The sequence below is a fragment of the Nocardia sp. NBC_01499 genome, assembly GCF_045040275.1.
In the GTDB taxonomy this organism is placed as follows: domain Bacteria; phylum Actinomycetota; class Actinomycetes; order Mycobacteriales; family Mycobacteriaceae; genus Nocardia.
The window spans coordinates 7,203,489-7,216,395 of the sequence record NZ_CP109426.1 but is presented as its reverse complement, the minus strand read 5'-3'; the positions used below and the strand labels follow the sequence as shown (position 1 = coordinate 7,216,395).

Annotated in this window: 12 protein-coding genes; 4 read left to right on the top strand and 8 right to left on the bottom strand. The window is 67.6% G+C overall.

Annotated elements, in window-relative coordinates; translation table 11 throughout:
• Nucleotides 1–31: 31 nt before the first annotated feature.
• Nucleotides 32–961, bottom strand: a complete 930-nt coding sequence (locus tag OG203_RS33075; RefSeq protein WP_405161149.1) for a TauD/TfdA dioxygenase family protein — start codon at nucleotides 959–961, stop codon at nucleotides 32–34.
• Nucleotides 962–1,086: 125 nt separating this feature from the next.
• On the bottom strand, nucleotides 1,087–1,857 hold the full coding sequence (locus OG203_RS33070; protein WP_405161148.1) for a deoxyribonuclease IV: 771 nt from the start codon (nucleotides 1,855–1,857) through the stop codon (nucleotides 1,087–1,089).
• A gap of 517 nt (nucleotides 1,858–2,374) precedes the next feature.
• On the opposite strand from OG203_RS33070, the gene OG203_RS33065 reads away from it, so the two are divergent.
• Nucleotides 2,375–4,159 (top strand): protein kinase domain-containing protein, encoded by a 1,785-nt coding sequence (locus OG203_RS33065; protein ID WP_405161147.1) that lies wholly within the window; start codon nucleotides 2,375–2,377, stop codon nucleotides 4,157–4,159.
• A gap of 21 nt (nucleotides 4,160–4,180) precedes the next feature.
• Here OG203_RS33065 and OG203_RS33060 read toward each other — a convergent pair whose 3' ends face one another.
• Together OG203_RS33060 and OG203_RS33055 are read right to left on the bottom strand one after the other, a co-directional pair.
• Nucleotides 4,181–5,008, bottom strand: a complete 828-nt coding sequence (locus tag OG203_RS33060) for a GNAT family N-acetyltransferase (protein WP_405161146.1) — start codon at nucleotides 5,006–5,008, stop codon at nucleotides 4,181–4,183.
• A 120-nt stretch (nucleotides 5,009–5,128) separates the two neighbouring features.
• Complete coding sequence (locus tag OG203_RS33055) at nucleotides 5,129–5,419, bottom strand: hypothetical protein (RefSeq protein ID WP_405161145.1); 291 nt, start codon at nucleotides 5,417–5,419, stop codon at nucleotides 5,129–5,131.
• A 294-nt stretch (nucleotides 5,420–5,713) separates the two neighbouring features.
• On the opposite strand from OG203_RS33055, the gene OG203_RS33050 reads away from it, so the two are divergent.
• Complete coding sequence (locus OG203_RS33050) at nucleotides 5,714–6,241, top strand: hypothetical protein (protein ID WP_405161144.1); 528 nt, start codon at nucleotides 5,714–5,716, stop codon at nucleotides 6,239–6,241.
• A gap of 38 nt (nucleotides 6,242–6,279) precedes the next feature.
• On the opposite strand, the gene OG203_RS33045 is transcribed toward OG203_RS33050, so the two are convergent.
• Both OG203_RS33045 and OG203_RS33040 read right to left on the bottom strand, forming a co-directional pair.
• The gene (locus OG203_RS33045; protein ID WP_405161143.1) at nucleotides 6,280–7,407 is read right to left on the bottom strand and encodes an acyl-CoA dehydrogenase family protein; all 1,128 of its coding nucleotides are present in this window, start codon (nucleotides 7,405–7,407) and stop codon (nucleotides 6,280–6,282) included.
• 9 nt (nucleotides 7,408–7,416) lie between these two features.
• Nucleotides 7,417–8,589 carry an acyl-CoA dehydrogenase family protein gene (locus tag OG203_RS33040; RefSeq protein WP_405161142.1) on the bottom strand — a complete coding sequence of 391 codons (1,173 nt, stop codon included), beginning with the start codon at nucleotides 8,587–8,589 and terminating at the stop codon, nucleotides 7,417–7,419.
• 206 nt (nucleotides 8,590–8,795) lie between these two features.
• Between OG203_RS33040 and OG203_RS33035 the strand changes: the two genes are divergently transcribed.
• Complete coding sequence (locus OG203_RS33035) at nucleotides 8,796–9,689, top strand: hypothetical protein (protein WP_405161141.1); 894 nt, start codon at nucleotides 8,796–8,798, stop codon at nucleotides 9,687–9,689.
• A 42-nt stretch (nucleotides 9,690–9,731) separates the two neighbouring features.
• Here OG203_RS33035 and OG203_RS33030 read toward each other — a convergent pair whose 3' ends face one another.
• The gene (locus OG203_RS33030) at nucleotides 9,732–10,877 is read right to left on the bottom strand and encodes an epoxide hydrolase family protein (protein ID WP_405161140.1); all 1,146 of its coding nucleotides are present in this window, start codon (nucleotides 10,875–10,877) and stop codon (nucleotides 9,732–9,734) included.
• A 93-nt stretch (nucleotides 10,878–10,970) separates the two neighbouring features.
• Between OG203_RS33030 and OG203_RS33025 the strand changes: the two genes are divergently transcribed.
• The gene (locus OG203_RS33025; protein ID WP_405161139.1) at nucleotides 10,971–11,954 is read left to right on the top strand and encodes a helix-turn-helix transcriptional regulator; all 984 of its coding nucleotides are present in this window, start codon (nucleotides 10,971–10,973) and stop codon (nucleotides 11,952–11,954) included.
• Here the strand turns inward: OG203_RS33025 and OG203_RS33020 are convergent.
• Nucleotides 11,939–12,862 carry an SMP-30/gluconolactonase/LRE family protein gene (locus OG203_RS33020; RefSeq protein ID WP_405161138.1) on the bottom strand — a complete coding sequence of 308 codons (924 nt, stop codon included), beginning with the start codon at nucleotides 12,860–12,862 and terminating at the stop codon, nucleotides 11,939–11,941. The genes OG203_RS33025 and OG203_RS33020 overlap by 16 nt on opposite strands.
• Nucleotides 12,863–12,907: the final 45 nt, after the last annotated feature.

Here is a 12,907-nt window from a genome sequence, read left to right as displayed (position 1 = left end):
TCGGCCGCGGCGTGCGGCACCGCGGCGCCGGTCAGGAGGCCAGCAGCTGGGTGTCCTCGACGATCGAGTAGTGCTCGGCGTTGCCGGTGATGCTGGTGCTCGCGGTGCCGTCGACGCCGACCGGGATGTCGCCGGCCAGGGTGATGCGGGTGAGCTTGCGGGGCTGGTCGTCGTAGTCGTCGATGGCGTAGTGCTGGGTGGCGCGGTTGTCCCAGATCGCGACGTCGCCGGGTGCCCAGTTCCAGCGGGTGGTGTTCTCCAGGCGGGTAACCCGGTCTTGGAAAAGCCGGTACAGGGTTTGTGATTCGGCGCTGGACAGGCCGACGAAGTGCTTGACGAAGTGGCCGAGCAGCAGTGCCCGCTCACCGGTCTCCGGGTGCACCCGGACCACCGGGTGCTCGGTCTCGAAGTAGCTCGACTCGAACTCGGCGCGGTAGGCCTGAGTGTTCGGGCGCAGGGGTTCCACGTTGCGGGCCGCGTAGTCGTAGACGTTGGTGTGCACGGCGCGCAGGTTCTCCGCGAGCAGCTTGAGCGACGCGGGCAGCGACGCGTAGGCGGCGACGGTGGAGGCCCAGGTGGTCGATCCGCCGTAGGTCGGCAGGTGCACCGCGCGCAGGATCGACGCCTTCGGGATGCGGTCGACGAAGGTGACATCGGTGTGCCAGCTGTTCGCGCGGCCGTGCTCGGAGTCGATGGCGAGGCTCTTCACGCCGTGCGAGGTGACCGTCGGGTGCGGCGTGGTCGGGCTGCCGAGCAGCTGCGCGAATTCGTACTGCCCGTCCTCGTCCAGGTGGTCCTGGCCGCGGAAGAAGATCACCTTGTGCTCGTGCAGCGCACGACGGATCGCCTCGACAGTTCCCGCGTCCAGGTCACCACCGAGCCGAACATTGTCGACCTTGGCGCCGATGCGGGCGCCGAGCTTGGTCACCGAGGCAGTGGAGGGGGCGTGTGCGACCGTCATGAGATCACCTTCGCAGTCGAGATCCGATCAATACGTTCTCGAGCACATCACCGAAACCACCCCTACCACCAGGGTTTTCGTCGCCCTGATCCCAAGCCGCACGCCAGGCCCCGTACCAAGGGCGGTTAGCCGAGGTGTTCGCGGAGGTAGGCCAGGTCGTCGGCGACACCCTCGGCGGGCGTCTCCAGGATGACCGGGGCGGCCGCGGTTTTGCAGACCTCGGCGAGCAGTTCCGGATCGATCGTCCCGTCGGAGAAGTTGGCGTGCCGGTCGGCGCCGGAGTTGAAGTCGTCGCGCGAGGAGTTCAAGTGCACCAGGTCGATTCGGCCGGTGATCGCCTTGATGCGGTCGACGACGCCGATCAGTTCCTCGCCGCCCGCCCACGCGTGGCAGGTGTCGAGGCAGAAGCCAGCGTCGAAATCGCCGACGGCGTCCCACAATCGGGCGATCGAGTCGAAATGCCGTGCCATGGCGTGATTGCCGCCCGCGGTGTTCTCGATCAGGATCGGCACCGCGAAGCCGCCCTTGTCCTGCTGGCGCTCGAACAGCTTGCGCCAGTTGTCGATTCCGGTGTCAAGTTCGGCGTCGGAGCGCACATGGCCGCCGTGCACGACGAGGCCGAACGCGCCGAGGTCGGCGGCGGCCTTGGCCTGCTGGGCCACCGCGTTGCGCGACGGCATCCGCAGCCGATTGTTCAGACTCGCCACATTGATCTGATAGGACGAGTGCACCACCACGTTGATCGGGCTTGCCAGGATCTCCTCGGTCCGCGGATGCGGGGTCGGCTTGTCCCAGCTCTGCGGGTCGACAACGAACATCTGGATGACGTCGGCGCCTAGTTTCTCGCCGAAACCGATCGGGTCGCCGTCCTGCCTGACGTGTGCTCCAATCTCCATGGGGCCAGCTTAACGACCACCACCGACAGCAATCCAAGGATGCCGAACGGGGTTTGTTGCATCGTGTCGGCCCCGCGAGATACATCGGTAGTATCCGCGCGCTCGACCCGAAGACGGGGGTGAACACCATGTTGCGGACCGGCAACGCGCCCTATCCCGGCGTGCATCCGGCGTCCGTCCTCAACAGTCATCTGTACGCGCCGGTTCCGCCACCGACCTTTCTGCCGCCGCGTGGAACCGTCCGACCCGGCACGATCGAGCTGCCGGATCTGCCTAGGCGTCCCGGCTCGGCACCCCAAACGGCAGCAGCCACCACCGGACGCACGGCCTCCGCCAATAGCTGTTCGCTATCGAATGTCGCTGGCATTACCCCGCTTTCGCTGGGCGGCCGTCGGTGCAGGGACAACTGCTATGGTTTCGATGTTTTCCGTGGTCCGGCCCGTGCCTGATCGCGCGTACTTATGCTGTACGCCAGTTCGTCGGTGGGTCCCGGCGGGCGGCGGGAAGTGGAGCAGACATGCTGGCCAGCGGTGACGTTTTCGCCGGTTATGTCATCGAGCGGCAACTGGGTCGCGGTGGCATGGGTTCGGTCTACCTGGCGAAACATCCTCGGCTGCCGCGGCTGACCGCGTTGAAGCTGCTGAACAGGGAGATGTTCTTCGACAAGGAGGTGCGGGCGCGGTTCGAACGGGAGGCGGATCTGGTCGCCCAACTCGATCACCCGAATATCGTCACGGTCTACGACCGTGGGCTCGACGACGAGCAGCTGTGGATCTCCATGCAGTACATCGACGGTATCGACGCCGCGTCGGTGCAACCGCAGGCGCTGCCGCCCGAGCGCGCCGTGCAGATCATCAAGGAAACCGGGGACGCCCTCGACTACGCGCACGACATCGGCGTGCTGCATCGCGACGTGAAGCCAGCCAACATCCTGCTTGCCCGCTCCGGCGGTGGCCGCGGCGAACGGGTGTACCTCACCGACTTCGGCATCGCCCGCTTCCGGGACGACACCGGCCATCTCACGCAGACCGGAACCTTCACCGCCACACTGGCTTACGCGTCGCCCGAACAGCTCACCGGCTCGTCCCTCGACCATCGGTCCGATCAGTATTCGCTGGCATGCTCGCTGTTCTGGTTGTTCACCGGCTCCGGTCCTTTTCCCGCGACCAACCCCGCGGCGGTGATCCAAGGTCATTTGCAGGGCGCGCCGCCCGCATTGAGCAGCCACCGCCAGGGCCTGCCGTACGCGCTGGACAGCGTGCTGGCAAGGGCGATGGCGAAGCGACCCGACGACAGGTATCCCAGCTGCGCCGATTTCGCCGAGGCCGCCAGGCACGCGCTCACCAATCGCAGCGTGCCGTCGATGCCGGTGGTCGGCGGGCCTCGGCCGTTCACCGCGCCGCCGACGCCGGTGTCCGGACCACGGCCGAACACCGGACCGAGGCCGAACACCGGACCGCCAACCCCGGCCGGTGCGCCCTATCCAGCGCAGCAGGGTCGGGGTCAGCCGAGCAGTGGTCCGAATTACCTTGCGGGATCGGGATTCCCGACGCCGGCATCGGTGGCGCAACAGCCGCGCGGGACCGGGCCGACCACTCCGTACTCGGGCCCACACTCCGGCTACAACTCGGGGCCGCAGTCCGGATACAACAACTTCGCCCCACCGCCGATCGGCGGCACCGCTCGACCGCCCAAGAAATCGCACGTCGGCCTCATCATCGGCATCTGTGTGGCGGTGGTGGTGCTGATCCTGGTGACGCTGGCCATCATCGGCGCGGTGAGCGATTCTGGCTCCTCGTCCTCGGGCAGCACGACAACCACCTCGTCCCGGCCCGGGTCCGGCGCCGCCGTTGCCGCGACCGCGGACTCGATCAGTGCCGAATTCCCGCGCATGGTGCCCGCGACCAAGTCCGACCAGGTCGGCTACAACGGCGCGAAATGCTGGGACACCGACCCCAGCTACACGCCGACGCCGAGCTCCGGCGAACCGGATTTCGGCGCATGGGGCTGGCAGTGGCGCTGCTATGGCGGCGGCGACAACGCCGATCCGCTCTACCGCATCTACGTCTACAAGACCGCCGCCGACGCGCAGGCGGCACTGAAGACGCTGCCCGCCAACACCAAATCCACGGACTCCAACGGCGGAAAGTCCTACACCAACTACAAATTCGATGCCGGCGGCCCGAAGATCGTCACCGCCTTCACCGGTGATCCGGACCGCGCCCAGTACCTGATGTACACCGACGGGTCCGGCTCCAGCGACCAGACCCTGCGCTGGTGGCGCTCGGCACCGCTGAACTGAGTTGTCGCGGCCGGAATACGCCTAACCGAAGGCGTGGTGCACGAATTCGTGGGTCGGGTGGAAGCCGATGGCCTGGTAGATCTTGCCGGTGGTGCGGTTGGCGTTGTCGGCGAACAGGCACACGTCCAGGCCGTCCGCGCGCAGGACTTGCGCGAGGTGGGCGGTGATGGCGCTGGCGTAGCCGTGGCCGCGCACCTGCGGCGGTGTGTAGACGAGGCCGATGCGGGACCAGCCGTGTACCGGGATCTGGTGGGCGGCAAAGCTTGTCGGACGACCGTCGCGCTCCCAGAACCACATGTGGCCCGCCGCGACCCGGTTGCGGATGGCCGGAAGTCCGGACTGCGCGATCCCGGCCTCGCCGCGCATCGCCTCGGCGAATTCGACACACAGCGCGAGGTCGGATTCCGTTGCCTGGCGGGCTTTCCCGGGCACATCGGGGGCACGCAACGCGCCGAGCCGGTACAGCCGGGTGGTGTAGGACGGCCGATAGCCGACGCCGAAACGATCGCTCCAGCGCTCGGCGAACGCGGTGGCGTCGGCCATGATCCCTTCCACCCCGGTGCTTTCCGGGGCCACCTCGGCCAGCGCGTCGGCCACCGCGCCCGCGCTGTCGTCGGGCAGCTCACCGAGGTACATGTCCCGGCCCGGCACTCGCATGCCGACGCCGACCACGGACGCGTCGTCGGCGTGTAGCGATAAGAATCGCGCGGATCCGTCGGGGGTCTGGATGTCCTCGACATGATTGGCGATGCTCGTGGTGATCACGGTGTGCCGCAACGGATCACGGAGCAGGAAAGACTCGGTGCGCGAGCGGAACTCGGCCGCGTCCGTGGTGATCTCGATCCTCATGATCATCACGGTAGGCGGCTGAAACGTTGCGCGCCCGAGTTTTTCAGTGACCAGCCACGATCACTCGGCGACCGACCGACCAGTAGTGGTTTCGGCCAATGGCGTCAGTTGGGTTCGGCGTCAATCCGTTTCGTTGCCGCCGCTGCCACCTGTGCGGAGTTTGAGCAGGATCAGCCCTGCGGTGCACGCGAGAATCAGTCCGGCGACGGTGATTTCGACGTGTAAGCCGGCAATGCCGAGGACAGCCCCGACGATTCCACCGACGAAGAAAAGCCAGGCGAAGGTCCGCGACATGATCGTGGACAGCGAGCGCGCTGACTTGTTCGACACGAGATGCTGCGAAGTAGCCGACACCGCATCCTTGGCGGCTGCGGACGACTCCCGCTGCGACGCTGTCGAGTAAGCTCCCATCATCTACTCCTCGATGACGCCGATCAGAGAACCAATGCCGCGTTCATCACACAACGCTTCTCTCATCTGGGTACAGGCGTCTCACGCGTAACTTTGCTCACACGCTACGACCATGCCCGGCCGTATGACAGCGACACGTGCCCACGACACGCCGAAGAGATCAATTCGATATCTGAATTGCGGATATTTTAAACGCGCCTGATCGACGCACCGCTGGCGACCGCTTCGCCTGGCCCGGTGGACCGCGCTCGAGTAAGGTGATGCCGACTCGAACCGCAGCAGGAGTGATCACCGATGGAGAGCACCAGGACCAAGATCGCAGGTCCGGCGATCGCCGCAGGCGCGATCTCCGTTGGGCTCGTCCTCATCGGCGCCTGCGGACTCGGCAAGCACGACACCTACGTCGCGCCCCCGCCGTTGCAGTCGGACCCGTACGTCGCGCCGGTCGCGCAGCACGAGGGAGCGAGCGTGACGGCGCCGAAGGTGTCGATCCCGCCGTCGCCGACCTGGCAGATCGCGCCCTATCAGGCGCCACAGGCGACGCCGTTCACCGGATTCAGCACCACCACACCGGGCGAGACGCCGCCGCCGGAAGAGACACCGGCAATCCCGCCGCACGGGAATCCGCCGCACGAAGGCCCCTCCGAGGACGTCAGGCCACCGGCAACCACGACGGAATCACCCACGACCGAGCCTTCGACGACGCGGCCGACCACCACCCGCCCGACGACCAGGCCGAGGCCGACAACGACGACACCGGACGATCCGTCAACGCACCCGTACGGCAGCCCGTCCTCGGGGCTGGCCACCGACGACGAGTAGCCCGCGGTGGTGCGTGGATCACGCACCACCGCAAGGGGTTACAGCTCGGGCAGCGCGTACTCGCCGACCTTCGCACTGAGCACCCGCAGGTGCTCCAGCCCGCCGCCCAGGGTCCGCTCGATCGCGGTCAGCCTGGCCACGTAGTGCCCGACCGGATACTCGGCGGTGACACCGATGCCGCCGTGCATCTGGATGGCTTCCTGACCGATGTGCCGCGCCGAGCGGCCGACCTGGAGCCGGGCCCTCGACGCGATATGCGGATCGACGGCACCGTCGGCGACGGCCGCGGTGGCGTAGAGGCTCATGCTGCGCGCCAGTTCCAGCGAGACGTACATGTCGGCGGCCCGGTGCGTGAGCGCCTGGAACTTCGACAGGGTGACCCCGAACTGCTTGCGCTGCTTCAGATAATCGGTGGTCAACCGCAGCGCCTCCGCCATCGCGCCGACGGATTCCGCGCACAGGCTCGCCTGCGCCTGCACCAGCGCGGACCGAATCGCCTCGGCCGCATCGACATCGCCGCCGAGTAGTTCGGCCGCGGCCCGTTCGAATTCGAGCTGCGCGCCACGCTGGCCATCCACCGTGCGGTAGGACTTGCGGGTCACGCCCTCGGCATCGGCGGCGACCAGGAACAGCCCGGTCCCGCCGCCGGGCAGCTGCGCGCTGACCACGAGTTCATCGGCACAGTCGCCGTGCACGACCGGGTTCTTGATGCCGGTCAGCGCGTACGAATCACCCTGCGGCACAGCGGTGGTGGCGAGTTCGGTGGACGGCCAGCGCACCCCGGGCTCGGTATGGGCGAAGGCGAGCAGCTTGGTGCCCGCCGCGACCTCGGGCAGCACCCGCCGGCGCTGTTCGGTGCTGCCGGCCAGGGTGATCAGCGCGCCGGGTACCAGCACCGCGTCCAGGATCGGCTCCGGTGCCAGCCTGCGCCCCACCTCCTCCAGCACGACCATCGTCTCCACCGGACCGGCGCCGACGCCGCCGTCCTCCTCGGTGAAAGTCAGTCCGAGCACGCCGAGTTCGGCGAGCTGCTGCCACACCTCGCGGCTCCAGCCGAGTTCGGTGTCGGTCACCTTCAACCTGGTCTCGGGGTCGTAATTGCGGGCGAGCAGGTCACGAACCGTGTCCCGCAGCATTTCCTGTTCATCGGTGAGATCGAAATCCATGGCGGCGCCTCACAATCCGAGGATCGTGGAGGCGATGATGGTGCGCTGCACCTCGCTGGAGCCTCCGTAGATGGTTGTCTTGCGGTAGTTCAGGTAGCCGGGGCCGCTGCGCTGCGCCCAACCGGGCGAAGCGATCTCGTCGGCGCCGACCGGCAGCGCGTCCTGGCCCGCGATATCCACGAGCAGCTCGGTGGCGGCCTGCTGCAACTCCGAGCCACGCAACTTCAGCACCGAGGACGCCGGATTCGGCTTGCCGTCGGTGGAATTGGAGACCACGCGCAGCTGGGTGAGTTCCAGCGCGAGCAGCTCGTTCTCCAGTTCGGCGACCCGCGCCGCGAACAGCGGATCGGTCAGCAGCGTGCCGTCACCCGATTTCGTCTGCGCCGCAAACTCTTTCGCGATGCCGAGCTTGACCTTGGTGCGGCCGACACCGGTGATGCCGGTGCGCTCGTTGCCGAGCAGGAACTTGGCGTAGGTCCAGCCCATGTTCTCCTCGCCGACCAGCTGATCGGCGGGGACGCGGACGTTTTCGAAGAACACCTCGTTCACCTCGTAGCCGCCGTCGATCAGCTTGATCGGGCGGATGGTGACGCCGGGCGACTTCACGTCGAACAGCAGGAACGAGATGCCCGCCTGCTTCTTCGCCGCGCTCGGATCGGTGCGCACCAGGCAGAAGATCCAGTCCGCGTACTGGGCAAGGGTGGTCCAGATCTTCTGGCCGTTGACGATGTAGGAGTCGCCGTCGCGCACCGCGGTGGTGCGCAGCGAGGCAAGGTCGGACCCCGCGTCGGGCTCGGAAAAGCCTTGGCACCACCAGATGTCGAGCGCGGCGGTGGGCGGCAGGAAGCGCTGCTTGAGCTCCTGGGAGCCGAAGTGCGCGATCACCGGGCCGACCATCTGCGCGTTGAACGTGAGCGGCTCGGGCACCGAGGCCAGCTGCATCTCGTCCTGCCAGATGTGGCGCTGCATCGGGGTCCAGTCCTTGCCACCCCACTCGACGGGCCAGTTCGGCACCGCGAGACCGTGCGCGTTGAGGGTCTGATGCGAGGTGACGTAGTCGGCGCGGGACAGCTCGTGGCCGTACTTCGCGCGCTCGCGGATGTCAGCGGGGATCTCGGTCCGATAGATGTTTCGCAGTTCGTCGCGAAACGCGACTTCATCGGGGGACAGGCTTATTTTCATACGCAGCTCCGTCTGTGTCTCGTACGTCCGAGTCCAACCTACCCTCCGGTAATCCTCTACTGTCGAGTGCGTCACACAGTTAGGACACGCTCGCGGGCGGCAACTCTGGGTGAACAGCGGCGCTACCTGGGCGATATTCCAGGCGAACTGGTACGTTGCTGCACGTGGGTTGGGGACCCCGAGACTTTGCGTATCGAGGAGTTCGAGTGAACGGCAGGACCATCGCACGCGCCACTTCGGCCGTGACAGCTCTCGGCATCGGCGTTGCGCTGACTCTGGGTGGCACGGCGGCCGCCGATCCCGAACCGTCACCGCTGGACACCGGGCTCGCGCACCTCACCGAGACCGCGGGTGCCGACCCGACCGTGCAGGCGGGTGTCGGCGCGCTGACCGACTACACCAAGCTCGCCGACGTGGCCGGACTGCGCCACGTCACCAGCGCGTTCACCCCGTTCGCTTACGCCGCACCGACTTTCGGCTGCGGCAGCATCGGGCCGATCACCACGATCATCGCGGCCGCGACCACCGACGGGGTCGGCGAGAACCAGGACCTCAATGTCGCGCCGGGCACGCTGCGGTTCAGCGCGGCCCCCGCGCACACCGGCACGCCGCTGGCCTCTGGCCTCGTCGTGGCCTGGGTGAACATCAACAACGGTGCCAGCGGGATCGATTCGCTCGACGACATGACCGAGTACGGGCTTCCGTCGCTGTCCAAGACGGTGAACAGCGGGCCGGGCACGGTGATCGCCTCGATGTGGGGCATCATCGACTACCCGTTCGCGCACTGCTTGATGACGCCGACCGTCGGCACGTTCATGGTGCCGGACCAGCCGGTCAATCAGCCGAAGCCGTCGAACACCAATGCCCCGGGGCTGGTCGCGCCTGGACCCAATGGGACGGAGATCGGCCCGGCGCCGCAGCCGCCCGCCGAGAAGCCCGCGCCCGCCCCGGCACCCGCGGCTCCGGCACCCGTAGCACCCGTCGCTCCCCCTGCACCCGAGCCCGCTCCGGCGCCGGCCCCCGCGCCGTCGACGCCGAGCGCCCCCAGCGCACCCGCAGGTGCGGCCGTGCACGGCGAGTTCACCAAGCCGACACCCTGATTCGACGGCACCGCCACGGATGACGGTGCCGTACAGCCTGATTCAGCCGATCTTGGCGAAGAAAGCACGAATGTCGGCCACGTGCGGCCGCGGACGTTCCATCGGCACGAAGTGATTGCCGGTGTTGCCCGTCGGCCAGTGCACGATGTCGTTGTCGCGCTTGGCAAGTCGCAGCATCAGCGCCGAACCACCGCTGTAAACGCCCGTTGGAACCAGCTTTTGCCCCTTGGGCCAGGCGAATCCGTTGTCGCCGAGGCCGTTGTACATCGGCCACGATGAGGTGGCCGCCGTATTGGTGAACCAGTACAGGCTGATGTTGGTCAGCAGGTGGTCACGGTCGATGACGTCCTCGGCTCGGTCCGCGAGCGGGGCGAATTCGTCGAACTTGTGCATCAGCCAACCGAGCAGGCCGACCGGGGAGTCGGTCCACCCGTACGCGAAGGTCTGCGGGGCGGCGTGCAACAGCGTGTGGTGGTTCACGCCGGTCATCCACTTCTGCATCTGATCCCATTCGGCGCGCTCGTCCGGTGTCATGGTCGGCACGTCGGCCGCGCTCGGCATGCCGATGCCGCCGTCGATGTGCACGCCGAGCACGCGATCCGGTGCCGCGATGGCCATTTCGGGCGCGACGTAGGCACCGAGATCGCCGCCCTGGGCGCCGAATCGGTGGTAGCCGAGCCGTTCCATCAGCACGAGCCACATCTCGGCGACGCGACGCGGCGTCATCCCCCTCTCGTGCGGCGCCTCCGAGAACGCGAAGCCGGGCACCGACGGCACGACGACGTGGAAGGCCTGCGCCGGGTCGAGACCGTGCGTGCGTGGATCGGCGAGCAGGCCGATGGTTTTGCTGAATTCGACGAAGGTGTTCGGCCAGCCGTGGGTCAGGATCAGCGGCACCGCGTCCGGCTCCGGCGAGCGCACATGTACGAAATGCACGTCGAGGCCGTCGATTTCGGTGCGAAACTGCGGGAACTCGTTCAGCGCCGCTTCCTGTGCGCGCCAGTCGAATTCGGTCCGCCAGTACGCGGCGAGCTCGCGCAGGTAGTCGACCGGGACGCCGCGGTCCCGAGCCGGACCCGGCAGTTGCGGCGACCAGCGGGTGCGGCGCAACCGGTCGTGCAGGTCATCGAGGTCCGCCTGCGCGATGTCGATGCGGAACGGGCGAACGGCGGTGCGGTTGTCGGTCATCGTGACTCCTTCGGGTCGGACTTTCGATCTGCGCACCACGTTAGGAACCATCTAGGACCATCTATGTCCTAGTTATCTGTAATTCTGACAATCATGAACGACACCCCCGCCCGGCTGCTGCGACTGCTGTCCCTGCTGCAGACTCCGCGCGAATGGCCGGGCAGCGAACTGGCCGAACGACTCGGCGTCACCGACCGCACGGTGCGCCGCGATATCGATCGGCTGCGCGAACTCGGCTATCCGGTCGAGGCGACGATGGGGGCGGCGGGCGGCTATCGGCTGGTAGCCGGGTCCGCGATGCCGCCGCTGCTGGTCGAGGACGACGAGGCGGTCGCCATCGCGGTGGGCCTGCGTGCCGCGGCGGGCTACGCGGTCGCTGGCATCGAGGAGGCATCGGTGCGCGCGCTCACCAAGGTGGAGCAGGTGCTGCCCGCGAAGCTGCGCAGAAGGGTACGTGTGCTCGGTACCGCGCTCGCGCTGCCCACCGATACGGGTCCGCTGGTCGATCCGGAGGTGCTGACGGCGCTGGCCGCCGCCGTAACCAACAGGGAGCGAGTGCGTTTCACGTATCGAGACGGTGGTGGCGCGGAATCCCGTCGGCATGCCGAACCCGTCGGGCTCACGCCGTCCCGACACCGCTGGTATCTCGTCGGCTACGACGTAGATCGCACCGACTGGCGCGTCTACCGGGTCGATCGCATCGCACGTCCGCAGCCGACCGCCGCCCGCTTCACCCCGCGCGAACTACCCGCCGCCGATCCTGCCGCGTATGTGGCCGGACGCCGAACCGACTGGGGAACACCGACTTTCCGGCTCTCCGTCACGATTCACGCATCGGCGAAACGGATCGCCGGTCGGCTCGGCGACGAACCAGGCGACCTCGTCGCGATCGATGAAAACACCTGCCGCCTTGACACTCTCCGCGACGACTCGCCGGAGTGGTTGGCGCACCGGCTGATTGCCCTCGGTGTCGATTTCGAGGTGCACGAACCGCCGGAACTGCTCCGCCAGCTGCGTACGGTGTCCACCCGCGTCGCGCGCGCCGTCGGCGGTCCGGAAGCTCAGCGGGGCAACTGAACTCGCAGGACGTCGCCGCTCTCGGTACCGGCAAGCAGCTCGTTCGGTCGTCCCGGTGTGGCGACGACCGACGTCAACGGCTGACCGGTCAGCACCGCGCAGGCGCCACCGGTGGCCGGATCGACGCGGACGAGCTGGCCCGAAAGCGTAGTCACGTACAGGATGCCGTCGGCATCGATGAGCAGATCGTCGGCGAAATCCGGCACGCCGGGCAGGACCGAGGAGAGATCCGCGACCACCGTCTGCTGGCTCGGGTTATCGATCGCGATACGGAGGATCCGGCCGAACGGGATGCCGTTCGCGGTCACGTAAAGCGAATCACCGTGCGCGACTATGCCATTGGCGCCGGTCTTGGCCGCCTGTTCGGTCCAGGCGGTGTCGATGCTGCCGTCCGTCCGCACCCGGATCACGCCGGACATCGCGGCGACGTAGAGCGTGCCGCTCGCATCGAAGGCGGCGCCATTGGGCATCGCGAAGCCGGAGACGAAGACCTCGGGCTTCGGGTCCTCGGCCGCCGGATCGAAGCGGACGACGCCGCCGGGTCGTACCGCGCTGGTGGGTGAATCGCCGTACACGACATAGAGCAGCCCGTCCGGTCCACTACGGACGGCGCCGGGGAACTCGACAGGAACGGTCGCGGTCAGCGCGCCCGAACGGTCGTAGCGCTGCACCACGTTGCGGTAGATCCGGGACACCCACAGGTTGCCCTGCGCGTCGTAGCCGACGTTCTCCGACCAGTCGAGCACCGGTATTCCGGCGGGTACCGCGGTACCGACGAGCGCGGGCGCACACGCGGCGATCGGCGACGCGGCGGTGACCGAGTCGGCGGCGGCAACGGGTGCGGTGCACGCCAGGACGACGAGTGCGGCGGGCCACAGCAAGGAGCCTGGGCGAAGGAGTCTTCTCAACGGGCACCTCGAGGTCTCGGCAAGCCGGTACTGCAATCGGCTGGC